The sequence below is a fragment of the Pseudonocardia nematodicida genome, from assembly GCF_040105385.1.
Classification (GTDB): domain Bacteria; phylum Actinomycetota; class Actinomycetes; order Mycobacteriales; family Pseudonocardiaceae; genus Pseudonocardia; species Pseudonocardia nematodicida.
Map to the genome: position 1 here is coordinate 368,037 of NZ_JBEDNQ010000003.1, position 24,339 is coordinate 392,375.

Consider the following 24,339-nt stretch of genomic DNA (forward strand, 5'->3'; position numbering starts at 1 on the left):
TGACGGGCCGGAGCTCCGGTCGGATGGCGCCGCTGGGGGAGCGGTGGCGGGCCAAGACCTGCCCTTCTGGTGTTCGTGGCGTCGCGGGCCGCTCGGCGGTGATCGTCGGAGTGGGGGCTCCGCCGGGGGATGGCGCCTTCGGGGGAGGCGCCGATCACCGTGACCGGTCCGTGACGTCGGACTACGGGACGGTAACCCGGGCGGCGCAGCGCCACAACGTCCCCACCGCCGTACGGGCGCCGTCGGCGCACGTTCGTCGGCGACCGGTAGGAAAATCACGACCAAGGGTGGGGCGACGACGGCGCACGGTCACCGAATGTCGTCGACACGCCGCCGTCCGGGCCTGATCAGGAGGCCGGGGCGCCCCGTTCGGCGGAACCGGCACGGGGCCGGGAGTGGGCGGCGGTGCGGCGTGTGGGTGGTGTCCGCGTCCCTCGGGCGCGGCTCCGCCCGCCGGTCGCCGCGCCGTCGTCCTGCCGTTCGTCGCGCGTCGCGAGCGCGCTTGCCACCCAGTGCACCGCGCGCGGGTCGATCGGGAGCGCGAGGTGCCCGACGTCGTCGAACGCGAGCTCGCGCACGTCCAGGTCCGGATGCCGGATCCGCGCGTTGCGCTGCGGGACGATGACCTCGTCCATCCGGGACCAGACGACCAGGAACCGGGTGCGGCAGCCGGGCGCGGGCTCGTCGAGCTCGCGCAGCAGCGGCGAGCCGGGCCGCAGCTGACGGGCCAGCGCGGTCGGCGCGAGCAGGGCGAGATTGCTGCCCGAGTGCGGAGCCCCGAGCGTGACCAGGGTGTCGACGACCGCGTCGCCGCCCATCCGCTGCACGTAGTAGCGGGCGATCACGCCGCCGAGCGAGTGCCCGACCAGGTGCACCCGGTCCGCGCCGCTGGTCTCGCGCAGCCGCTCGACGTGCGCGTGCAGCTCCTCGGCCGCCGACCGGACGTCGCCGGTCAGCACGCTGTAGTTGATCGCGTGCACCGCGCCGAACCCGCGCCGCCGCAGCGCGTGCGCGAACACGGTGAACGCCGAGCGGTTGTCCATGATCCCGTGGATGAGCAGGATCGGCGTGCCCGCGGCGGCCGGGTCGGTGACCACCAGGCTCCGCTTCGACGGAGGGAGGGTGTCGGTGCGCCAGTGCCCCTGCGGCCGGGCGGTCTCGGAGATCAGCCCGATCGGGTAGAGCGCCAGGTGTGCGGTCAGCCACGCTCCCTCGACGGCCAGCCCACGCAGTCCGGCCGGCGAGGTGAAGGTGCGCGCGGCGTAGCCGGCCGCCTGCCCGAGATCCGTCGCCAGGGTGGCTGCCCCGGTGGCGATCGCACGCAGGCGACACCCTCCGGACGGCCTCGTCGCCATGCCATCCAGAGTAACCCCGATCACGTCCCGCGGACCCGTCGACCGACCATTCGGTGCCGCAAGCGCTTGTCCGAGGATCTGAATCGTGTCCCGGCCGTACGGGGTGACAGCTGTCACCGGCCCAGGTCAGTGACGGTGCGGGCCGCGTGGCTAGGCTCCCGGACGCAGCACGACCGAGACCCGCGACCGCTGCCGCCTCACGGTGCGGAGCGCGCCCGGGGACCCCGGGAACGCGCCGGTCGCGGCGAGAGCGAAGTGGAGCGGGAGAGCCGAGTGGACCTGTACGAGTACCAGGCGAAGGACCTCTTCGCCGCGCACGGAGTCCCGGTGCTGCCGGGCCGCACCGTGGACAACGCCGCCGACGCGGCGGCCGCGGCAGCCGAGCTGGGCACCGCCGTCGTGGTCAAGGCCCAGGTCAAGACCGGTGGCCGGGGCAAGGCCGGCGGCGTGAAGCTGGCCGAGACGGCCGACGAGGCCAAGGAGAAGGCCGAGGCCATCCTCGGGCTGGACATCAAGGGTCACACCGTCCACCAGGTGCTGGTCACCGAGGCCAGCGACATCGCCGAGGAGTACTACTTCTCGTTCCTGCTGGACCGCTCCAACCGCACGTTCCTGGCCATGTGCTCGGCCGAGGGCGGCATGGAGATCGAGCAGCTGGCCGTCGAGCGTCCGGACGCGCTGGCCCGGATCGCGATCGACCCGATCGCCGGTGTCGACAAGGCCAAGGCCGACGAGATCGTCGCCGCGGGCAAGATCCCGGCCGCCGTCGCCGAGCAGGCCTCCGACGTCATCGTGAAGCTGTGGGAGACCTTCGTCGCCGAGGACGCCACCCTCGTCGAGGTCAACCCGCTCGTCCGTGACCCGCAGGACAAGGTGATCGCCCTCGACGGCAAGGTCACCCTGGACGAGAACGCCGAGTTCCGGCACGAGGCGCACAAGTCGCTGGTCGACGAGCGCACCGAGAACCCGCTCGAGGCGAAGGCCAAGGCCAAGGGCCTCAACTACGTCAAGCTCGAGGGTGGCCAGGTCGGCATCATCGGCAACGGCGCGGGCCTGGTCATGAGCACGCTGGACGTCGTCGCGTACGCCGGTGAGGCGCACGGCGGCGTGAAGCCGGCGAACTTCCTCGACATCGGCGGCGGCGCGTCGGCGCAGGTCATGGCCGACGGCCTGGACGTCATCCTGGGCGACGACGAGGTGCGCAGCGTCTTCGTCAACGTCTTCGGCGGCATCACCGCCTGCGACGCCGTCGCGAACGGCATCGTCGAGGCCCTGAAGATCCTGGGTGACGACGCCACCAAGCCGCTGGTCGTCCGCCTGGACGGCAACAACGTCGACGAGGGTCGCGCGATCCTGGCCGAGGCGAACCACCCGCTCGTCACGGTGGTGGCAACGATGGACGACGCGGCCGCGAAGGCCGCCGAGCTGGCGAACGCCGCGGGAGCCTGAGAGAAATGTCGATCTTCCTCAACGAGAACAGCAAGGTCATCGTCCAGGGCATCACCGGTGGCGAGGGCACCAAGCACGCCACCAAGATGCTCGCCTCGGGCACGAACATCGTCGGTGGTGTGAACGCCCGCAAGGCCGGCACCACGCACACCATCGGCGAGAAGGACGTCACGGTCTTCGGCACGGTCGAGGAGGCCATGAAGGAGACCGGCGCCGACGTGTCGGTGCTGTTCGTCCCGCCGAAGTTCACCAAGGACGCGGTCATCGAGGCGATCGACGCCGAGATCGGCCTCGCCGTGGTGATCACCGAGGGCGTCCCGGTGCACGACTCCGCCTACTTCTGGGCGCACGCCTGCGCCAAGGGCAACAAGACCCGCATCATCGGGCCGAACTGCCCGGGCATCATCTCGCCCGGCAAGTCCAACGCCGGCATCATCCCGGCGAACATCGCCGGCCCCGGCAAGATCGGTCTGGTGTCGAAGTCCGGCACGCTGACCTACCAGATGATGTTCGAGCTGCGCGAGTTCGGCTTCTCCACCGCCATCGGCATCGGCGGAGACCCGGTCATCGGCACCACGCACATCGACGCCCTCGAGGCGTTCGAGGCGGACCCGGAGACCGAGGCCATCGTGATGATCGGCGAGATCGGTGGCGACGCCGAGGAGCGGGCCGCCGACTTCATCAAGGCCAACGTCACCAAGCCGGTCGCCGGCTACGTCGCGGGCTTCACCGCGCCGGAGGGCAAGACGATGGGCCACGCCGGCGCCATCGTGTCCGGCTCGGCCGGCACCGCGCAGGCGAAGAAGGAGGCCCTCGAGGCCGCGGGCGTCAAGGTCGGCAAGACGCCGTCCGAGACCGCCGCGCTGATGAAGGAGATCCTCGCGGGCTGAGCCCCGTCCGGCTGTGACGCGCGGGCCCCGGGATGCGTCCCGGGGCCCGCGCGTGTCCGCGCGCCCGGCGTCGTCACCCGGGCGTGCCACGGGATGGTCTAGCGTCGGTCCGGACAGCACGGAGTCGACGCCGCGGACGCCGCGGCCTGCGGGGGAAGACCGTCATGAGCAGCAACCAGCCCTCCTCACCGGGCGACGGCGCGGCGGCGCCCGCCGGACCGGCCCGCCTCGCCGTCCTGGCCGGTGGTGGTCTGGCACTGCTGTCCCTGGTCGCGAGCTTCTTCGACGTCGGCGCCGGGCTCTGGTACCCGCTGGCGCTGGTCATCGGGGGCGGGGTCGCCGGCTCGCTGTCGTTGCTGCCCGGTACCGGGCGGACCCTGGTCGCGGGCGTCACGCTGACCACGACCGGCTTCCTGGTGATGCTGCTGCTGTTCACCGGTGCCGGGACGCCGCTGGTCGCGGGTGCGGCGAGCTGGTCGGCGCTGGTGTTCGCGCTGCTGTCGGCCGGGGCGCTGCTCTACGGCCAGCTGCTGCTCAGCGGCGTCCTGAGCCCGCCCGCGCCGCGTCCGGCGCACGTGTCCGAGCCGCAGTGGGGCACCCCCGGGCTGCCGGCCCGGCCCGGCGGGTACCCCGGCCAGCCGGTGCAGGGCGGGCAGCCCGCCTGGGCCGCCGGTCCGCCCGCCGGTCAGCCCGGTCAGGCCGTGCCCGGCCACTACGAGCAGGTCGGCCAGGCCGCCTCGTTCGGCCAGTACCCGGCGTACGGGCAGTACGGCCAGCAGGGGCAGTACGCGCAGCCGGGCCAGTACGTGCCGCAGGCCGACCAGCCGTCGCACGTCCCCTACGGCCAGCCGGGTGAGTACGGGGCGCAGCCCGGTCAGTACGGGCAGCCGGGCCAGTACGGCAGGCCGGGTGAGTACGCGCAGCCGGGGCAGCCCGGGCCGGGGCAGCAGCCGGGACAGCAGGGTGAGTACGTCCGGTACGGCCAGCAGGTGCCGGGGCAGCAGGTCCCGGGAGTGCACGACCAGCCGGGGCAGCCCGCCGAGCAGGTGCAGCAGGCCGGGGCTCCGCCCGTCCCGCAGGGCCAGTACGGGCAGCACCCGTACGGACGACCCGCCGCCCCGTACCCCGGGGCGCCCGGCTACGGCGACCAGGGCGCCGGCTCGCCGGCTCCGCAGTACGGGCAGCCGGTCCACGGGTCGCCCTCGGCCGGTGGGGCACTGTCCGGGGTGTCCTACGGGGACCGCATCGCACCCCCGGTGACCGAGGTGGGCGCCTCCGGGGCGGACCAGCCGGGCTCGCAGGAGCCTTCCGGGTCCCAGCCGTCCGGGTCGCAGCCGTCCGGCGGCCAGGCCGGACAGGGCCTCTCCACGCCGCAGCCGGTGGACGGGCCGGCGCAGCCGCCCGCCACCCGGTCCTACACCGGCGACGTCACCGCCTCCGCGGAGCAGCACCCGGCGGCGAACGGTGCGGCCGCGGCCGGGACGGACGGCGAGCCGTCCGACGGCGACGAGACCACGCGGCGGTTCCGCACCGATCCGGGGTCCACGCCGTCGTCCTGATCGCCGCACCGCTCGTGCCCCGGCGGTCACACCTCCGGCGTGCCTGACCGGGTAGCGGGTCCCGCGCTGCGACCCTGACCGGGTGAGCACGCCATCCCGGGCCGAACGCGGACGTACTGCAGCCGGATCCCGGTCGTCCGGGGCGGCGGGTCGGGCCCGGGGCGCGCGGGCGACGGCCGTCGCCGAGCGTCCGGGTGGTACCCGGCGCGGCGCGACCTCCGCCGGTCGCCCGTCCCGGCCCCGCGGCCGGGCCGACGGGCTCGACCGGCTGCGGGTGCTGCTGGCCGCGACCATGGGCGCGGTCCTCGCCGGCTACACCCTGCTCGTCCCGGTCGCCGCGCTGCTCACCGCGACCGGGGGCGCCCCGGTGACCGCGGACGGCGCGCTCGCCGCCGCCGTCCCGATGTGGCTGGCCGCGCACCAGATCCCGGTCGCGCTCGACGGCCGTCCCCTCGGCGTGCTGCCGCTGATGCCGACCGCGGTGGCCGTCGGGATGGTCGCGTTCTTCTCCCGGTGGGCGGTGCGACGCCTGGGCGGCCGGGTCCGGCACGACGCCGGCGCGGTGGTCGCGTCCCAGGCCGGCGCCGCCGCCGCGGTGGCGGTACTCGCCGGGGCGCTGCTGCCGCGGGAGATGGCGGTGACGGCACCGTGGGCGTCCATGGTCGGCGCCGGCCTGATCGGTGGGGCGGCCGCCGGCGCCGGGGTGCTGATCGCGTGCGGCCCGCCGGTGGCCTGGCGACGGGTCGTGGGCCTCTGGCCCGGCGCGGAGTCGGTGCTGGCCGGGGTGCGGGTCGCCGTCACCGGGCTGCTGATGGTCGGGGCGCTGGTGCTGTGCACGGTGCTCGCGGTGAACGCCGTCGACGCCACCGACGCCGCCGCCCGCCTCGGCCCCGGCGTCCTCGCCGCCGCGGGGGTGCTCGTGCTGGCCGTGGGGTATCTGCCGAACGCGCTGGTCGGCGCGCTGTCGTGGGCGCTGGGCGCTGGCGTGTCGGTCGGGATCGCGACGTCCTCGCCGCTGGCCGCGGCGCCGGGCCCGCTGCCGCCCTTCCCGCTCACCGCGGTGCTGCCGGTGACGACCGTGCCGCCCGCGGCGCCGCTGGTGTTCCTGCTGCCGGTCGCGGTCGGCGTGCTGACCGGGATGGCCTGCCGCCGCCGGTTGCCCGACGCCGGGGCGCCCGGGGACCGGATCGCCGCCCCGGCGACCGCCGTGGCGCTCGTGGCGGTCGGCGTGTTCCTGCTGGCGACGGTGGCCGGCGGGCAGCTGGCCGGTGGCCCGTACGACCCGGTGTCGTTCCACGGCAGCGCGGCCGGACTCTCGGTCCTGCTCCTCGTCGGGGTGCCTGCGGTGCTGACCTGCGCCGGTCCCGAGCTCGCCGGGCGCGCACCGGCGGGCCGCGGCGGGCGGGGCCGGTCGGCCCGCCCGGGCCGGTCGGCCGCGGAGCGCGCGCGGGCCGCCCGGGCCGCGCGGACCCGCCGGCCGCGGCCGGCGACGGTCGGGGACCTGGTCGAGCGGCGCCGCACCTCGGGCGCGGCGGTGTCCGGGGACGAGCGGCCCGACGTGTCCGGGGACGAGCGGCTCGACGTGTCCGGGGACGAGCGGCTCGACGTGTCCGGGGACGCGCGGCCGGGGGTGTCGGGGGACGAGCGGCCCGACCCCTCCGGTGACGACGGTCCGGAGCCGGCCGGTCCCGACGCCGAGACCGAGCCCGCGGCCGGGACGGACACCGATCCCGGGTCCGCCGGCGAGCCGGCGTCCGGTACCGACGATCGGGATGCCCCGGCCGCGCCGGACGAGCGGTGACCGGCCGGGGGTGACGTCCGCGGCCTGGTCGGGCCACACGCGACCGTGGTGATCGACGGTTGTGGAGCGGAGCGTGCGGCAGGCGCTCGCCGCGTTCCACAACGGGTGATCATCGGCGGTGACCGGTGCCACCGGACCGTCCCGCACCCCCTCCCGTCCCGGCGCCTACGCTGGTCGGCGGCGTGACAGGCCGCGACCGGCGGCCGGTTCGAGGTGACGAGGGAGTGGGCGTGCGCACGGACGGGCAGGCGACCCCGGGGACGTTCCGGGTGGTCGTCCTCGTCTCCGGCGGCGGCACCCTGCTGCAGGCGCTGCTCGACGACGCCGGGTCGGGTTACCGGGTCGTCGCCGTCGGTGCGGACCGGCCGAGGGCGACGGGCCTGGACCGGGCCCGTGCCGCGGACGTCCCGACCTTCGTCGAACGGCTCGCCGACCACCCCGACCGGGACGCCTGGAACCGTGCCCTGACCGGACGGGTGCTCGCCCACCGGCCCGACCTCGTCGTCGGCGCGGGGTTCATGAAGCTGGTCGCACCGGCCTTCCTGGACGGCATCGGATGCCCGATGCTGAACACCCACCCCGCCCTGCTGCCCGCGTTCCCCGGCGCACACGCCGTCCGCGACGCGCTGGCCGCCGGGGTCGACGTCACCGGCGCGACCGTGCACGAGGTCGACGCCGGTCTGGACACCGGGCCGGTCCTCGCGCAGGCGGAGGTGCCCGTCCGGCCCGGGGACGACGAGGCGGCCCTGCACGAGCGGATCAAGACCGAGGAACGACGGCTGCTGGTCGGGACGGTGCGGCGGCTCGCCGCCACCGCCACGGCGGCCGGGAGAAGCACGAGGTGAGTGATGAGTGAGCGCAGGCCGGTCCGCCGGGTCCTGATCAGCGTCTACGACAAGACCGGGCTGCTCGATCTGGCCACCGGGCTGCACGCGGCAGGCGTGGAGATCGTCTCCACCGGCTCGACCGCGCAGCGGATCGCCGACGCCGGCGTCCCGGTCACCCCGGTCGAGGAGGTCACCGGGTTCCCCGAGTGCTTCGACGGCCGGGTCAAGACCCTGCACCCGCGGGTGCACGCCGGGCTGCTCGCCGACACCCGCAAGCCCGAGCACGTCGCCCAGCTCGAGCAGCTGAACATCGCGCCGTTCGACCTGCTGGTGTCCAACCTGTACCCGTTCGCCGAGACCGTCGCGTCCGGCGCGGGCCGCGACGAGGTCGTCGAGCAGATCGACATCGGCGGCCCGGCGATGGTGCGCGCGTCGGCGAAGAACCACGAGAGCCTCGCGGTCGTCGTCGACCCGGGCCGCTACGCGTGGGTGCTCGAGCAGGTCGCCGCGGGCGGGTTCGTCGTCGACGACCGGCGCCGCCTGGCGGCCGAGGCGTTCCGGCACACCGCGGGCTACGACGCCGCCGTCGCGACCTGGATGGGCGAGCAGTTCCCGTCGACGTCGGGGGACTCCACACCGGAGTGGATCGGTGCCGCCTGGACCCGCGCGCGCCCGCTGCGCTACGGCGAGAACCCGCACCAGGCCGCCGCGCTCTACACCGACGGCCGGGCCGCCGGACTGGCCGGCGCCGAGCAGCTGCACGGCAAGGAGATGTCCTACAACAACTACGTCGACGCCGACGCCGCCTGGCGCGCCGCGCACGACCACGGCGACACCCCGACCGTCGCGGTGATCAAGCACGCCAACCCGTGCGGGATCGCGGTCGGCGCCGACGTCGCGGAGGCGCACCGCAAGGCGCACGCGACCGACCCGGTGTCGGCGTTCGGCGGCGTGATCGCGTGCAACGCCGAGGTCGACGTGGCGATGGCCGAGCAGGTCGCGGAGGTCTTCACCGAGGTCGTGGTCGCCCCGTCCTACGCCGACGACGCGCTGGAGGTTTTGGCGCGCAAGAAGAACGTCCGGCTGCTGCGGATTCCGGGCGAGGTCGTGCGGGGCGGCACCGAGCTGCGGCCGATCTCCGGCGGGATGCTCGCCCAGCAGCGTGACCTGGTGGACGCCGACGGCGACGACCCCGCCGCCTGGAAGCTCGTCACCGGGGACCCGGTGCCGGCCGCGACGCTCGCGGACCTCGCCTTCGCCTGGCGGGCCTGCCGCGCGGTGAAGTCGAACGCGATCCTGCTCGCGCACGACGGCGCGGCCGTCGGCGTCGGGATGGGACAGGTCAACCGGGTCGACGCCGCCAAGCTGGCCGTGGAGCGCGCCGGCGAGCGGGCGCGCGGCGCGGTCGCCGCCTCGGACGCGTTCTTCCCGTTCCCCGACGGCCTCGAGGTGCTCCTCGACGCCGGTGTGGCGGCCGTGGTGCAGCCCGGCGGATCGGTCCGTGACGAGCAGGTGGTCGCCGCCTGCGCCAAGGCCGGCGTCCCCATGTACCTGACCGGAACCCGCCACTTCGCCCACTGACCTGGCGTCCCCTGGGCCCCGGTCCTCGCAGAGCTTCCCCGGCCTCGCAGGGTCCTTGGCCACCTCGCAGGTGCCGTGGCGGCTGCGAGGTCGGTGAGACCTCTGCGAGGTGCGCGGGGAGACCGGCGGATCGCCCGCGTCCGCGGAAACTGTCAGGGGTCCGTGCGACGGTGCTCCGCGTCGGCCCGCTCCGGGTCCCCCGACCGGGGGCTGCGGGAGGGTCGGCCCAGGCCCTATGATTCGAACATCGGTTCGAGCACGCGCCGCCTTCCCCGCGGCGCGCCGGGCAGGGAACGACCGGCCACCCGGCCGGTCGCGGTGCGACGGGGGAGGTCCGTGTGGGCAGGGCTGTGGGCGGAGCGTCGACGGTGGCGGCGGCCGCTCCGGGGAGCGCGGTCGACGGCGGCACGGACGGGGAGCCCGAGCCGGTGTTCGACCCGGCCACGGTGTCCGGTCCGGTGATCGGGGCCGGGACGCGGCGCGCGGGGGCGGACGGGGAACCCGTCCTCGCGGGCCGGACCGGCACGCGGGCCGGGCACCCGCTCGCCCTCCGCCCGCCCGGTGAGCAGGGGAGCGGGCGGGAGCCGTTCCCGGAGGCGCGGGGCCCGGTCGGGGGGCCCGAACGGGCGGGGTCGGCGGCGGAGCGGCTGGCCCGGGCCCGGCAGGTGCTGCACCGGGTGGAGCGCCGGTCCGACCCCGAGCGGGTCCGGACCGCGCGGGTGCCCGCCGTGCCCGATCCGGGATCGGCGGCGCCCGGGACCGGCGGTGCCGCACGCGTCCTGGGTACGGCGGAGGTGGTGGACGCGGGGGTGCTCCCGGTGCCCGGGCCACTGGCCGGGATGCTGCCCGGGGGCGGGTTGCGTCGCGGATCCACGGTCGCGGTCGGCGCCGGGCCGGGCGCGGGATCGTTGCTGTTCGCGCTGCTCGCCGCCGCCTCGGGGGAGGGGGCCTGGGCCGGGGTCGTCGGGCGTCCGGGACTGGGTGCGGCGGCCGCGGCGGAGGCGGGTGTACGGCTGGAGCGGCTGGCGCTCGTCCCGGACCCGGGGGCAGACCTGGTGCCGGTCACCGCGGCCCTGCTCGACGGGCTCGACCTGGTCGCGGTGGCCGGTCCGGAGCGTGCCGGGCTCCGAGCCGCGGACCGGCAACGGCTGATGGCCCGCGCCCGCCAGCGCGGGGCGGTGTTGCTCGCACTGGGTGCCTGGCCGGGCGCGGACCTGCGGTTGCGGTGTGAGCGGCCGCGTTGGGAGGGCACGGGTCGCGGGGCCGGGCGGTTGCGGGCACGCCGGATCGAGGTGCGTGTGGACGGGCGTGGGTGCGGGCCGGCGGGCGTCGGTACCGAGGTGCTGCTGCCGGGCCCGGCCGGGACGGTCACGGTTCCGGACGGTGCCGTGGTTCCGGACGGTGCCGTGGTCCCGGGTGGGCCGGTGGAGGTCCCGGCGCCCGGCACGCGTACCGGTCCACCGGCCCGGATCGCCGCGGTGCGGGCGGCCGGATGAGCGCCGCGATCTCCGGTTCTCCGGCCGGAGCACCGATGGCCGGAGCACCGATGGCCGGAGCCGCCGCCGACCGCCCGGTCACCGCCCGGAGCGTCCCCGCGTCGCGGGTCCTGGCCGTCTGGTCCCCGGACTGGCCGGTCACCGCCGCCGCCCGGGCCGCGCACGTCCCGGCGCACCGCCCCGCGGCGGTGTTCCACGCCAATCGGGTGCTGGCCTGCTCGGCCGTCGCCCGCCGGCACGGGGTGCGCCGTGGGCTGCGCCGGCGGGAGGCGGAGGCGCGCTGCCCCGACCTGGCCGTCCTCGCCACCGACCCGGGCCGGGACGCCCGGCTGTTCGAACCCGTCGCGGCCGCGGTCGAGGCGCTCGCACCCGGGGTCGAGGTGGTCCGCCCCGGGCTGCTGGTGCTGCCCGCCCGCGGGCCGGTCGGCTGGTTCGGCGGTGAACGGGCCGCGGTGGAACGGCTGATCGACCAGGTCGCGCTGCACGCCGCCACCGAGTGCCAGGTCGGCGTCGCGGACGGCATGTTCGCCGCCGAGCTCGCCGCCCGCCGGGGGCGTGGGGTGCCGGTCGGCGGCTCGGCGGAATTCCTCGCGCCGATGGAGGTGGCCGAGCTGGACCGCGACCCGGAGGTGGACCGCTCGGACCTGGTCGACCTGCTGCGCCGGCTCGGGCTGCGCTCGCTGGGTGCGTTCGCGGCGCTCGCCGAGGCCGACGTCGCGTCCCGGTTCGGAGCCGACGCGGTGGCCGCGCACCGGCTCGCCCGCGGGCTCGACCCGCGTCCCCCGGCGCGTCGCGTGCCACCGGAGGAGCTGTCCGCGGCGATCGAGCTGGATCCGCCGGTGGACCGGGTCGACGCGGCCGCGTTCGCCGCCCGTGGGCTGGCGACCCGGCTGCACGAGGCGCTCGCCGGGCACGGGCTGGCCTGCACCCGGCTCGGCGTGCACGCGCGCACCGCGGACTCCGAGGAGCTCCTGCGGGTCTGGAGGTGCGCCGAGCCGCTCACCCCGTCCGGCACGGTCGACCGGGTGCGCTGGCAGCTGGACGCCTGGCTGGGCCGCGGTGGGTCCGGGACGCTGGTCGCCCTGCGCCTCACCCCCGAGGACACGGTGGCGGCCGGTGCGCTGCAACGCGGGCTGTGGGGCGACGTCGGGGAGGGCGACGAGCGGGCCGGGCGGGCGCTGGTCCGGGTGCAGGCCCTGCTCGGGCCGGAGGCGGTGCTCACCGCGGTGCCGACCGGCGGGCGGGATCCGGGGGAGCGGATCCGGATGGTCCCGTGGGGTGAGGACCGGACGGCGGCCGACGACGCCGCGGCCCCGTCCGCCCGTCCGCCGAAGGACCCGCCGGCGTCCTGGCCGGGCCGGCTGCCCGCGCCGTCCCCGGCGACCGTGCCGCCCGCACCGGTGCCGGTACGGCTGCTCGACGCCACCGGCACGGAGCTGGCCCCCGCGGCACCGGACCTGCTGGACGGAGCGCCGGCCCGGATCGCCGGCCACGGACCGGACCGGGGGATCACCGGCTGGGCCGGACCCTGGCCGGTGCACACCCGCTGGTGGGCGGCCGGCGGACCCGGTCCTGCGGTACGCCTGCAGGTCGTGCTCGACGACGGGACGGCCCTGTTGCTCGTGCATCGCGACGACCGCTGGGAGGTCGCCGGTGTCTACGACTGACCCGGTGTCCACGACCGGCCGAGACACCACGACCGGCTCCGTTCCCGGGCCGGCGCGGCAACCGCGCCGGCCCGGATGCTCAGCGCGCGGGCACGCCCGACATGTCCACCGCGAAGCGGCCGATCGCGGACCCCATCGCCGTGATGTTCCGCTCGAACGCGGTCCGGTCGATGTTGGTCAGCCGGTCGCACGCGGTGTGGTAGCAGGGGTCGTAGGGCTGGTCGGCCGTGCCGCCCCACTTCTGGGCCTGCTCCGGGGTCTTCTGCTCCTCGGCGCCGGTGAACAGGCCACCCGCCGGGATCCCGGCCTCGATGAAGGGGCCGTAGTCGGAGCGGCCGTCGAACGCCGTCCCCTCCGGCTCCGGCGCGCCCGCCGCGACGAGCGCGTCGGTCAGCACCTGCTCCGCGGTCTCCGACCCCGGCGGTCCGGCCTCCCCGCCCAGGTTGTCGGAGTTGTCGCCGTCGTAGACGAGGTAGCCGGCGTTCGGCGAGCCGACCATGTCGAAGTTCAGGTAGAGCGCGACCCGCGCGGCGTCCTGCTCGGAAAGGCCCTCGACGTACTTCGTCGCCCCGACGAGGCCGATCTCCTCGGCGCCCCACCAGGCGAACCGCACCCGCTGACCGGCCGGCGGCTCGGCACCGAGCTTCTCGGCGACCTCGAGCAGCGCGGCGCTGCCGCTGCCGTTGTCGTTGATCCCGGCCCCCTCGGGGGTCGAGTCGAGGTGCGCTCCGGCCATCAGCACCCGATCCGGGTCGCCGGTCTTCGTCTCGGCGAGCACGTTGCGGGAGCTCTGCTGCTCGATGGTGGTGTCCAGGACCAGGGTGGCCTGCTGCCCGTCCTGCAGGGTCTGCCCGGCGGTCCGGGTGACCGCCGCGGTCGGCACCACGTTCTCGGTGTCGCCGAGGGTGGCCGGCAGCGCCGCGTCCTCGGTGTTCACGATGATCACCGCGACCGCCCCGGCGGCGCCGGCGACCTGGGACTTCTGCCCGAACTCGCACGACCCCCGCTCGACGACGGCGATCGCCCCCTCGGGCATCCCCTGGTAGTCGGCGGCGTCGCAGCCCGGGGTCGGGTCCTCCGGGGCGCTCGGCCGCACCGACAGCGGTGCGGTCAGGCCGCCGGGCGGGGTCGCCGGCGAGAAGCTGAGCACCTCGGTGGTCACCGGCGCGTCCGCGACCGTCAGCCGGGCGTCGCCCGCGGTGAAGGTCCGCACGTCGAACGACGGGGTCTGCACCTCGTACCCGGCCTCACGGAGCACGCCCGCGACGTAGTCGACGCTCGCGTCGTAGCCGGAGGTGCCGACGGCCCGGTTGCCGTCGTGCTGGTCGGCGATCCGCTCGAAGGCCTCCAGGTGGGCGTACGCGGCCTCCTCGGAGACCGCGCCGGCCAGGCGGTCGGGCAGCCCCGGGTCGGCCCCGTCGGCGGCCCCGGCGCCGTCGCCGAGCGCGACGTTCGAGTCCGGCGGAGCCGGCGCGTTCGCACACGCGACCAGCGCCATCGCGGCCAGTCCGGCGATCAGCGCCGTCGCCGGCCGGCGCCATGCCGGTCGTCGCCTGCCCCGGTCCCGTCCCGTCGTCCCGGTCGTCCCCGGCCGCATGGACCCACCCCCGTCCGCCCCGTCCCGGGCATCCCGCGCGCCGCTTCCGGGGCGCGTCCCGGCGCCGCGGCCCTGCCCCGGGCCCCGCGCACCGGGACCAGCATCCGTCATCGGGCGTGGACGTGCAGTAAATCCTCGATCACGACACGGCCTCCCGAACCGGACGTGCCCGGCTCGGCGCGGGAGATCGCCCGCCGCAGCGGGGCTTTCCACGGCCGATCCACGGTGTGGTCTCAGCGGTTCCACAGCTTCGGCTGGTGGACTCGGATCCGTCGGTGGGGCATCCGGAGACGGACCCTCCGACTCCCTGACGGGTCCGTCCGAGTGGCCCCGGGGCCCGGCGCTGGGGAGCGGCCGGTGTTCCCGGAGGAGCTCGGAACCGCCGTGCGGGGCCGGCCGGAGCTGGGGAGCCCCCGACCGGTCCCCGCACGGCAGCCCGGACCCCGCCCGACCCCACGTCCGATCCGGTGGAACGGCACCCACTCGGTCGACGTCGTCGAACGTGTGTTCGAGTAGGCTGCAGCGGTGGGCTGGCAGAATCCCGACGTCCCGTGGTCCGAGCTGGAGAGTGCGCTCTCCGGCCGGCCGGCGCGTGACGGGTCGAGCCTGCGCGGTGGACCGGAGGCCGACGGGGGCGACGCCCCGGCCTGGTCCGCGCACCGCGGGCCCTACGCACCGCCGGAGGGGCTGCGCCCGGGCGCGGCGACCGTCCCGTACGCGGAGCTGCACTGCCACTCGCACTTCAGCTTCCTGGACGGCGCGAGCGCCCCCGAGGAGCTCGTCGAACGGGCGGCCGAGCTGGGGCTCGAGGCGATCGCGCTCACCGACCACGACGGCATGTACGGCGTGGTCCGGTTCGCCGAGGCCGCCCGCACGCTCGGGATGCGCACCGTCTTCGGGGCCGAGCTGAGCCTGGGCCTGTCCGGCCCGCAGAACGGCGTCGCCGATCCGGAGGGCGAGCACCTGCTGCTGCTCGCCCGCGGTCCGGACGGCTACCGCGCGCTGTGCCGCACGCTCTCCACCGCGCAGATGCGCGGCGGGGAGAAGGGCCGCCCGGTCTACGACCTCGACGAGGTGGTCGCCGACACCGCGGGCCGGGTGGTCGTGCTCACCGGCTGCCGCAAGGGTGCGGTGCGCCGGGCCCTGGACCGTGGCGGTCCGGAGGCGGCCGCCGCCGAGCTGGAACGGCTGGCGGCGCGGTTCGGCCGGGAGCACGTCCGCGTCGAGCTGACCGTGCACGGCGACCCGCTCGACACCGAGCGGAACGACGCGCTGGCCGCACTCGCCGCGGCGGCCGGCGTCGCGACCGTCGCCACCACCGCCGCCCACTACGCCGCACCGGACCGCGCGCCGCTGGCCGCCACCGTCGCCGCGGTGCGGGCCCGGCGCAGCCTGGACGAGATCGACCCCTGGCTGCCCGCGGCGGGCACCGCCCACCTGCGGTCGGGCGAGGAGATGGCGATGCGGTTCGAGGACCGGCACCCGGGGGCGGTGGCCCGGGCCGCGGAGCTGGGCCGGGAGCTCGCGTTCGAGCTGCACCTGGTGGCGCCGGACCTTCCGCCGTTCGACGTACCGGAGGGGGAGACCGAGGCCTCCTGGCTGCGGGAGCTGACCGAGCGCGGCCGGATGGAGCGCTACGGCAGCCACGACGAGAACCCGTTCGCCGCCCGCACGGTCGAGCGCGAGCTGACGATCATCGAGGAGAAGAACTTCCCCGGCTACTTCCTGATCGTGGGAGACATCGTGGACTTCTGCCGTCGCGAGGACATCTTCTGCCAGGGCCGGGGGTCCGCCGCGAACTCCGCGGTCTGCTACGCGCTGGGTATCACCAACGTCGACGCCGTCCGGCACGGCCTGTTGTTCGAACGGTTCCTGTCCCCGGACCGGGACGGCTACCCCGACATCGACCTGGACATCGAGTCCGGGCGCAGGGAGGAGGCCATCCAGTACGTCTACCGCCGCTACGGCCGCCTCTACGCCGCCCAGGTCGCGAACGTGATCACCTACCGGCCGCGGTCGGCGATCCGGGACACCGCCCGCGCGCTCGGGTTCTCCCCCGGCCAGCAGGACGCCTGGAGCAAGCGGGTGGAGCGCTGGCACGCGCTGGAGGCCTCGGAGTTGCCGGACTCGATGCCCGAGCGGCTCGTCGACCTCGCCGGTCAGCTGCTGGGCGCGCCCCGCCACCTCGGCATCCACTCCGGCGGCATGGTCATCTGCGACCGGCCGGTGTCCGAGGTCGTCCCGGTGGAGTGGGCGCGGATGGCCGACCGGACCGTCGTCCAGTGGGACAAGGAGGACTGCGCCGCGGCCGGGCTGGTGAAGTTCGACCTGCTCGGCCTGGGCATGCTCACCGCGTTGCACCTGATGGTGGACCTGGTCGCCGGGAGCGACGGCACCCGGATCGCGCTGCACGAGATCGGCGAGTCCGACCCGGAGGTCTACGCGATGCTCTCCCGGGCCGACTCGGTCGGGGTGTTCCAGGTGGAGTCCCGCGCCCAGATGGCGACGCTGCCGCGGCTGCGCCCGCGCGAGTTCTACGACCTGGTCGTCGAGGTCGCGCTGATCCGGCCGGGCCCGATCCAGGGCGGCTCGGTGCACCCCTACATCCGGCGCCGCAACGGGATCGACCGCTGGGAGCACGACCACGAGCTGCTGAGACCGGCGCTGGACAAGACCCTGGGCATCCCGCTGTTCCAGGAGCAGATGATGCAGATCGCCGTCGACGTCGCCGGGTTCTCCGCCGCCGAGGCCGACGAGCTGCGCCGGGCGATGGGGGCCAAGCGCTCCACCGAGAAGATGGAACGGCTGCGCGGCCGGTTCTTCGACGGGATGGCGGCGAACGGGATCACCGGCGAGCTGGCGGAGACGATCTTCACCAAGATGCTGGCGTTCGCGAACTTCGGCTTCCCGGAGAGCCACTCGATCAGCTTCGCCGCGCTGGTCTACTACTCGGCCTGGTTCAAGCTCTACCACCCGGCGGCGTTCTGCGCGGGGCTGCTCAACGCGCAGCCGATGGGCTTCTACTCGCCGCAGTCACTCGTCGCCGACGCCCGCCGGCACGGCGTGCGGGTCCGGCGCCCGGACGTGAACGAGGGCCGGGCGGACGCGATCCTGCAGCCCGACCCGACCTCGACCGGCGGCTGGGCGATCCGGCTCGGCCTGGCCGGGATCCGCACGATCGGCACCGAGCTCGCCGAGACCCTCGACACCGAGCGGGTGTCCGGGGGGCCGTTCGCCGATCTCGCCGACCTGGCCCGGCGGGTCCGGCTGACCGGGCCGCAGGCCGAGGCGCTGGCCACCGCCGGCGCGTTCGGCTGCTTCGGGGTGGACCGCCGGGAGGCGTTGTGGGCGGCCGGCGTCGTCGCCGGGGTGCGGCCCGAGCACCTGCCGGGCACCGCCGTCGGGCTGACCGCTCCCGCGCTGCCCGGCATGACGGAGGCGGAGCTGACCGTCTCCGACGTGTGGGCCACCGGCGTCTCGCCCGACAGCCACCCGATCCAGCACCTGCGGGACAAGCTCGACGCGCTCGGCGCGATCCGGATCGACCGGCTCGACGCCGTGGGCCGCCTCGCCGGTCCGGACGCGCCGCCCCGGGTGCTGGTCGGCGGGCTGGTGACGCACCGGCAGCGACCGGCGACGGCGGGCGGCGTGACGTTCGTGAACCTGGAGGACGAGTCCGGGATGCTCAACGTGACCTGCTCGGAGGGGCTCTGGGCGCGCTACCGGTCGGTCGCGCTGGGCAGCGCGGCGCTGCTGGTGCGCGGACGCCTGGAGCGCAGCCCCGAGGGCGTCCTGAACCTGCTCGCCGACCGCCTGCAGCGGATGCCGCTGGCCGTCACCGTGAGGTCCCGCGACTTCTGCTGATCGACCCGCCCCGCCCAGCCCAGCCCAGCCCAGTCCAGCCCCAATCCCCATCCACGACTCATGGAGCTTTGGTTCGGTGCGACCGAACCAAAGCTCCATGAGTCGGGTGGGGGGTGGGGGGTGAGGCGGGGCGGCCGGGGGGACCGGGCGGCGGTGGTCAGGACCTGACCAGCGGGTTCCCCATCGCCATCGGGCGGGCGCCCATGGTCTGGCCGAACGCGTCGTAGAGGATGTAGGCGAACACCAGGCAGAAGCCGAAGGTGGTGATCCCGGCGATCGGGAACAGCCCGGCGAGCCCGGCGGTCACGCCGACGTAGGCGAGCACGAAGGTGATGTCGACCAGCACGAAACCGATGGTGAACATCAGCGGCAGCCGTAGCGTGGCCAGCGTGAGCAGGATGAACACCAGCGTGAACGACAGCAGGTAGGCCGACTGGATCGACGCGACCTGGTCGGCGCCCAGCGGGTCGCCGGTGCCGGCGTCGATGATCCAGCCGTTGTTCAGCGCCATCAGCAGCACGCCGAAGCTCGTCCAGAACGCCGAGAAGATGCCGAAGATCGCGGCGGTGACGCTGTCCCCGACCCGCAGCGCGACCATCGCCGAGAGCAGCAGGAACAGGCCCGCCGAGAAGGTGACGATCGGGATCATCCCGCCGGGCAGTGCGGTCGTGTCGAGGTAGCCGACGAACCACAGGCCCAGCGTGATGCCCGACGGCAGGAAGCAGATCAGGCCCATCAGGGCCGGGTTGGCGGTCGGCGGCGCGGCGGCAACGGGCGGTGCGGCGGCGTGTGCACCGGCGGTCTCGCTCTCCACACTCATGGCGGACTCCTCGTCGAGTTGGGCCGGTCGGCGCACCGGCTGTGTGATTCTGCTCTCGACGAGATCGTCTCCGGCCCCTCCGGAAGGTCAGACCGCATCCCCTCCGCCGGAGGCACGCGGTGCGGGCGTTTCCGCAGTTCAGATAGCGATCGTCCCCTCCTTCGACGGCACGTACGCGCCGTTCGGTCAGGTCGGGGGCGACCCCGCGGGACGCCGGCGGCACCGCCTCCGGGTCGATGCCCGGCGGCGGTGGCGCGTCGGCTGCGGGTCAGGCCGCGGCGGCCCGGCGGACGGCGCGGCGGGCGATCGACACCGCGACGTCGAAGGCGTTCTGGGTGGAGGCGATCCGGGCGATCCCCTGCCCGGCGATGTCGAACGCGGTCCCGTGCGCCGGTGTCGCGATCACCACCGGCAGGCCGCCCTGCACCGTCACCCCGCCGTCGAAGCCGAGCAGCTTGATCGCGATCTGGCCCTGGTCGTGGTACATGGTGACGATGCCGTCGTAGCGCTCCCTGGCCAGAAAGATCGTGTCCGACGGGAACGGGCCCGCGACGTCGATCCCGCCGGCCCGCGCGGCCTCCACCGCCGGCCGGATGTGGTCGATCTCGTGCCGGCCGAACAGCCCGTTCTCGCCGTTGTGCGGGTTGAGCGCGCACACCCCGAGGCGGGGAGCGTCGAGCCCGGAGTCGCGCAGCAGGGTGTGCAGCAACCCGATCGCCGCGGTCACGTTCGGCGCGGTCACCCGCTCGCCGACGTCGGCGATGCTGACGTGGCTGGTCACCCGGGCCGTCCACAACCCGTCGATGATGTTGATCTCCGAGGTGACGCCCTCGTGGCCGAGCTCGCGGGCGAACCAGCGCAGCTCGTCCTCCTCGTGCATCCCGGCCATGCTCAGGCTGGTCTTGTTCAGCGGGGTGAACACGATCCCGTCGATCTCCCCGGCGCGGGCCATCGCCAGGGCGCGCAGGAGCTGGTGCATCGCGCGACGGCCGGCCTCCTCCGAGATCTGCTTCGGCGGGATCGGCCCGGCCTCCGTGCCGTCGTCGAGCAGGACGACGTGTCCGGGGCCGGGGGTCCCGGCGATCGGGACCTCGACACCGGCGACCGCCGCGGCGGCGTCGAGCTCGGCGCGGGAGGCGAGGACGGTGATCTCGGCCGCCTCCCGGTTGGCCGGGTCCGCGAGCAGCCGGGCGGCCAGTTCGGGGCCGACGCCGGCCGGGTCACCCAGGGTGACGGCGATCCGGGGGTGGGCAGCGCGGTCGGTCATCGGCGATCTCCTTCGATCGTCTGGCCGGGCGAGTGATCGTGGATGCTATAGGATTCTCCGGTTCGCGTCACCGTTCGCGGGGCGGTCCCGGTCGAGTTGGTCGTCCGCGGCGGGCTCCTGCGAGGATGGCGATGTGAGCGCACGGGTGATGGACGGCAAGGCGACGCTGGCGGAGATGCTGGAGGACCTGCGGGCCCGGGTCGAGAAGCTGACCGCGGCGGGGACGACGCCCGGGCTCGGCACGGTGCTGGTCGGCGACGACCCCGGGTCGCACGCCTACGTCCGCGGCAAGCACCGGGACTGCGCCAAGGTCGGCATCACCTCGCTGCAACGCGAGCTGCCCGCGGACGCGAGCCAGGCACAGGTCTCCGAGGTCATCGACGAGCTGAACGCCGACCCGACCTGCACCGGCTTCATCGTCCAGCTGCCGCTGCCCGCCGGGCTCGACTCCGGCGCGGCGCTGGAGCGGGTCGACCCGGCCAAGGACGCCGACGGACTGCACCCGGTCAACCTCGGGCGGCTGGTGCTGGGTGAGCCCGGCCCGCTGCCCTGCACCCCGCGCGGGATCGTGGAGCTGTGCCGGCGGTTCGGCGTCGAGCTGGACGGGGCGCGGGTGGTCGTCGTCGGCCGGGGTGTGACGGTCGGGCGGCCATTGGGGCTGCTGCTGACCCGGCGTTCCGAGAACGCGACCGTGACCCTGTGCCACACCGGCACCCGGGACCTTACCGCGCACCTGCGGGAGGCCGACGTCGTCGTCGCGGCCGCGGGGAAGGCGGGGCTGATCACCGCGGACCAGATCAAGCCCGGTGCGGCGGTGCTGGACGTCGGGGTCACCCGGACCGATCTGGGTCTGGTCGGCGACGTGGCGCCGGAGGTCACCGAGGTCGCCGGCCTCCTGGCGCCGATGCCCGGCGGTGTCGGCCCGATGACGCGGGGGATGCTGCTGACGAACGTCGTCGAGGCAGCTGAACGGAGCTTGTCGGAGTGAGCATCGGCACCGAACGGAGCTTGTCGGAGTGAGTGCGGCGCAGCGTCTGCGGGCGCGGCTGCGCACCCACTGGCCGCTGCTCGTCGTCCTGGCGACCGTGCTGCTCGGTCTGCAGCGGGTGGTCACCGAGCACTGGCGGGAGGGCTCCGCGCTGTTCGGGATCGCGATGCTGGCCGCGGCCGGGATGCGGCTCGCGCTGCCGCCGGACCGGGTCGGGCTGCTGGCCATCCGTGGCCGGCACGCCGACGCCCTGATCTACGGCGGGTTCGGTGTGGTGGTCCTGGCCCTCGCGATGACGATCACGCGAGGCTCCCTGTCGGTGGGCTGAGTCCTCAGCGGCGGGTGTCTCCCGGGTACACCGGGTGTGCGGGTCGGCGGGTCGGCGGTCGACGCGGGCCGGCGGGGCGCTTGCTGCCGGGGCGTCCGGGGCCGGTGCTCGTGGCCTCGACGCGCGGCACACGGCGTGCCGGGTCGGGAGCGGGAGGCCCGAGCGGGGAGCGGGGCATCGCTGTGATAATGATCATCAGTATGAAGATTCTACCCGCCCGTCGGACACATTCGGTGACAGGGGCACGAGATCATCCGGGATTTCGGGCGCTGTAAAGGGCTTACCTGCACGAACGGACTAAAAGATCGTGTCTCGCAAAGTGGCGATCTTCAGGCATCCGAGGGAGCCGGCGGGGTGGCCCGGGAACGCGGACGGGGGCCCACCGCAGGAGGTGGGCCCCCGTCGTCGTGCGGCGGTGGGTCAGGCCTTGCCGGCGAACCCGTCGATCGCGGCGTTGAACGTCGCGCTGGGGCGCATCACGTCGTCGGCCTTGGCGCGGTCGACGTAGTAGTAGCCGCCCAGCTCGACCGGGCCGCCCTGTGCGGCGTTCAGCTCACCGACGATGGTCTCCTCGGCCGCGGCCAGGGACTCGGCGAGCGGGGCGAAGACGGCCGCGAGCTCGGTGTCCTCGGTCTGCGCGGCGAGCTCCTGCGCCCAGTACAGCGCGACGTAGAAGTGGCTGCCCCGGTTGTCGAGCTCGCCCACCTTGCGCGACGGCGACTTCCCGTTCTCGAGCAGCTGCCCGGTGGCGGCGTCGAGCGCGGTGCCCAGCAGCGTCGCACGCAGCGGGTCGGGCGACTTCGACGCCAGGTTCTCCAGCGAGACCGCCAGGGCCAGGAACTCGCCGAGCGAGTCCCAGCGCAGGTGGTTCTCCTTCTGCAGCTGCTGGACGTGCTTGGGTGCCGAGCCGCCGGCGCCGGTCTCGAACAGCCCGCCGCCGTTCATCAGCGGGACGATCGAGAGCATCTTCGCCGAGGTGCCCAGCTCGAGGATCGGGAACAGGTCGGTCAGGTAGTCGCGCAGCACGTTGCCGGTGACCGAGATCGTGTCGGAGCCCTTGCGGGCCCGCTCCAGGGTGTAGCGGGTGGCCTCGGCGACCGGGAGGATCTCGATGGTCAGGCCGTCGGTGTCGTGCTCACCGAGGTACTGCTCGACCTTGGCGATCACCTGCGCGTCGTGCGCGCGGGTGGCGTCCAGCCAGAACACCGCCGGGGAACCGGTGGCGCGGGCCCGGTCGACGGCCAGCCCGACCCAGTTGCGGATCGGGGCGTCCTTGGTCTGGCAGGCGCGGAAGATGTCCCCCTCGGCGACGTCGTGGGAGAGCTGCGTCTCGCCGGTGGCCGCGTCGACGACCCGGACCGTGCCGGCGGCCGCGATCTCGAAGGTCTTGTCGTGCGAGCCGTACTCCTCGGCCTTCTGCGCCATGAGCCCGACGTTGGGGACGGTGCCCATCGTCGTCGGGTCGAAGGCGCCGTGCTCGCGGCAGTGCCGGACGGTCTCGTCGTAGAGCGCGGCGTAGGACGAGTCCGGGATGACGAACTTGGCGTCCTGGGTGGCGTCGTCGGCGTTCCACATCTGCCCGGACGACCGGATCGCGGCCGGCATCGAGGCGTCGATGATGACGTCGCTGGGCACGTGCAGGTTGGTGATCCCGCGCGACGAGTCGACCTGGGCCAGCGCCGGGCCGGACTCGTAGGAGGCGGTGATCGCCTTCTCGATCGCGTCCCGCTTGTCGGCGGGCAGCTTCTCCAGCGCGGACAGCACCGAGGCCAGGCCGTCGTCCGGGTCCGCGCCGACCGAGGTGAGGTCGTCGCCGTAGGTGCTGAACACGTCGGCGAAGTAGGCGCGCACCGCGTGCCCGAAGATGATCGGGTCGGAGACCTTCATCATCGTGGCCTTGAGGTGCACCGAGAACAGCACGCCCTGGGTCTTGGCGTCGGCGACCTGCTCGGCGAGGAAGGCCTGCAGCGCCTCACGGCGCATGACGGCGGCGTCGACGATCTCGCCGGCGAGGACCTTCACCGACTCCTTGAGGACGGTCACGGTGCCGTCGGCGGCCACGTGCTCGATCCGCAGGGCGCCGTCGGCCGGGGCGGTGAACGAGGTCTCCGAGTGCCGGAAGTCGCCGTCGGACATCGTCGCGACGTGGGACTTCGACTCGGAGCTCCAGGCGCCCATCGAGTGCGGGTGCTTCCGGGCGAAGTTCTTGACCGAGGCGGGGGCGCGGCGGTCGGAGTTGCCCTCGCGCAGGACCGGGTTGACCGCGGAGCCCTTGACGGCGTCGTAGGCGGCGCGGGCGGCCTTCTCGTCGTCGCTCTGCGGGCTCTCCGGGTAGTCCGGGATGGCGTAGCCCGCGCCCTGCAGCTCGGCGATCGCGGCCTTGAGCTGCGGGATCGACGCGCTGATGTTCGGCAGCTTGATGATGTTGGCGTCCGGGGTCTTCGCCAGCTCGCCCAGCTCGGCGAGGGCGTCCGGGACGCGCTGCGCGTCGGTCAGCCGGTCCGGGAACTGCGCCAGGATGCGAGCGGCCAGCGAGATGTCGCGGGTCTCCACGTCGACCCCGGCCTGGCCGGCGAAGGCCTCGATGACCGGCAGGAACGAGTGGGTCGCCAGCGCCGGCGCCTCGTCGGTGTAGGTGTAGATCAGCTTCATCGGGTGTCTGGCCTGCCTCGGGGTCGTCGGGTGCTGGCGAATCTGTGCGGCCCTGCGCGACGCCGGTGCGTGCCCGGGATGACCGGGCGGGCCCCCGGCGCGGCGACCCGCTTCCGCCGGACACGCTATCCCGAGGCCACGGCGTACCGCCCGCAGGAGTAACCGGTCCGACACCCGCGCGGAGGATCCGGGGAAGCG

The 24,339-nt window shown here is 74.9% G+C and carries 16 protein-coding genes; 11 read left to right on the plus strand and 5 right to left on the minus strand.

What is annotated here, in order from left to right; genetic code table 11:
- Positions 1-347 precede the first annotated feature (347 nt).
- Positions 348-1,355: an esterase/lipase family protein gene (locus WIS52_RS09175; RefSeq protein ID WP_349297701.1), complete on the minus strand. Its 1,008-nt coding sequence runs from the start codon at positions 1,353-1,355 to the stop codon at positions 348-350.
- Between the two features lie 255 nt (positions 1,356-1,610).
- On the opposite strand from WIS52_RS09175, the gene sucC reads away from it, so the two are divergent.
- From sucC to WIS52_RS09215, 8 genes are all read left to right on the plus strand, one after another.
- Positions 1,611-2,804, plus strand: a complete 1,194-nt coding sequence (sucC, locus tag WIS52_RS09180; protein WP_349297702.1) for an ADP-forming succinate--CoA ligase subunit beta — start codon at positions 1,611-1,613, stop codon at positions 2,802-2,804.
- Positions 2,805-2,809: 5 nt separating this feature from the next.
- The gene (sucD, locus tag WIS52_RS09185) at positions 2,810-3,694 is read left to right on the plus strand and encodes a succinate--CoA ligase subunit alpha (protein ID WP_349297703.1); all 885 of its coding nucleotides are present in this window, start codon (positions 2,810-2,812) and stop codon (positions 3,692-3,694) included.
- A 164-nt stretch (positions 3,695-3,858) separates the two neighbouring features.
- Complete coding sequence (locus WIS52_RS09190; protein ID WP_349297704.1) at positions 3,859-5,253, plus strand: DUF5336 domain-containing protein; 1,395 nt, start codon at positions 3,859-3,861, stop codon at positions 5,251-5,253.
- Between the two features lie 82 nt (positions 5,254-5,335).
- Complete coding sequence (locus WIS52_RS09195; RefSeq protein ID WP_349297705.1) at positions 5,336-7,054, plus strand: cell division protein PerM; 1,719 nt, start codon at positions 5,336-5,338, stop codon at positions 7,052-7,054.
- Between the two features lie 230 nt (positions 7,055-7,284).
- Positions 7,285-7,899 carry a phosphoribosylglycinamide formyltransferase gene (purN, locus tag WIS52_RS09200; RefSeq protein ID WP_349297706.1) on the plus strand — a complete coding sequence of 205 codons (615 nt, stop codon included), beginning with the start codon at positions 7,285-7,287 and terminating at the stop codon, positions 7,897-7,899.
- Positions 7,900-7,902: 3 nt separating this feature from the next.
- Positions 7,903-9,462 carry a bifunctional phosphoribosylaminoimidazolecarboxamide formyltransferase/IMP cyclohydrolase gene (gene purH, locus WIS52_RS09205; protein WP_349297707.1) on the plus strand — a complete coding sequence of 520 codons (1,560 nt, stop codon included), beginning with the start codon at positions 7,903-7,905 and terminating at the stop codon, positions 9,460-9,462.
- A 338-nt stretch (positions 9,463-9,800) separates the two neighbouring features.
- Positions 9,801-10,958 (plus strand): hypothetical protein, encoded by a 1,158-nt coding sequence (locus WIS52_RS09210; protein WP_349297708.1) that lies wholly within the window; start codon positions 9,801-9,803, stop codon positions 10,956-10,958.
- A 35-nt stretch (positions 10,959-10,993) separates the two neighbouring features.
- The gene (locus WIS52_RS09215) at positions 10,994-12,625 is read left to right on the plus strand and encodes a DNA polymerase Y family protein (protein WP_459077133.1); all 1,632 of its coding nucleotides are present in this window, start codon (positions 10,994-10,996) and stop codon (positions 12,623-12,625) included.
- A 79-nt stretch (positions 12,626-12,704) separates the two neighbouring features.
- Here the strand turns inward: WIS52_RS09215 and WIS52_RS09220 are convergent, their stop codons facing one another.
- A complete protein-coding gene (locus WIS52_RS09220) occupies positions 12,705-14,222 on the minus strand; it encodes a M28 family peptidase (RefSeq protein ID WP_349297709.1) in 1,518 nt (505 codons plus the stop codon).
- Positions 14,223-14,747: 525 nt separating this feature from the next.
- Here WIS52_RS09220 and WIS52_RS09225 point away from each other — a divergent pair.
- Positions 14,748-18,086, plus strand: a complete 3,339-nt coding sequence (locus WIS52_RS09225) for an error-prone DNA polymerase (protein WP_349297710.1) — start codon at positions 14,748-14,750, stop codon at positions 18,084-18,086.
- A 157-nt stretch (positions 18,087-18,243) separates the two neighbouring features.
- On the opposite strand, the gene WIS52_RS09230 is transcribed toward WIS52_RS09225, so the two are convergent.
- Positions 18,244-18,906 carry a GPR1/FUN34/YaaH family transporter gene (locus tag WIS52_RS09230; protein WP_349297711.1) on the minus strand — a complete coding sequence of 221 codons (663 nt, stop codon included), beginning with the start codon at positions 18,904-18,906 and terminating at the stop codon, positions 18,244-18,246.
- Between the two features lie 268 nt (positions 18,907-19,174).
- The gene (locus tag WIS52_RS09235) at positions 19,175-20,173 is read right to left on the minus strand and encodes a PdxA family dehydrogenase (protein WP_349297712.1); all 999 of its coding nucleotides are present in this window, start codon (positions 20,171-20,173) and stop codon (positions 19,175-19,177) included.
- 133 nt (positions 20,174-20,306) lie between these two features.
- Here WIS52_RS09235 and WIS52_RS09240 point away from each other — a divergent pair, with 133 nt between their 5' ends.
- Both WIS52_RS09240 and WIS52_RS09245 read left to right on the plus strand, forming a co-directional pair.
- Positions 20,307-21,161, plus strand: coding sequence for a bifunctional methylenetetrahydrofolate dehydrogenase/methenyltetrahydrofolate cyclohydrolase (locus WIS52_RS09240; RefSeq protein ID WP_349297713.1), 855 nt, complete (start codon positions 20,307-20,309; stop codon positions 21,159-21,161).
- Positions 21,162-21,189: 28 nt separating this feature from the next.
- Positions 21,190-21,489 carry a DUF3017 domain-containing protein gene (locus tag WIS52_RS09245; protein WP_349297714.1) on the plus strand — a complete coding sequence of 100 codons (300 nt, stop codon included), beginning with the start codon at positions 21,190-21,192 and terminating at the stop codon, positions 21,487-21,489.
- 420 nt (positions 21,490-21,909) lie between these two features.
- Here the strand turns inward: WIS52_RS09245 and WIS52_RS09250 are convergent, their stop codons facing one another.
- Positions 21,910-24,141, minus strand: coding sequence for an NADP-dependent isocitrate dehydrogenase (locus WIS52_RS09250; RefSeq protein ID WP_349297715.1), 2,232 nt, complete (start codon positions 24,139-24,141; stop codon positions 21,910-21,912).
- Between the last annotated feature and the right edge of the window lie 198 nt (positions 24,142-24,339).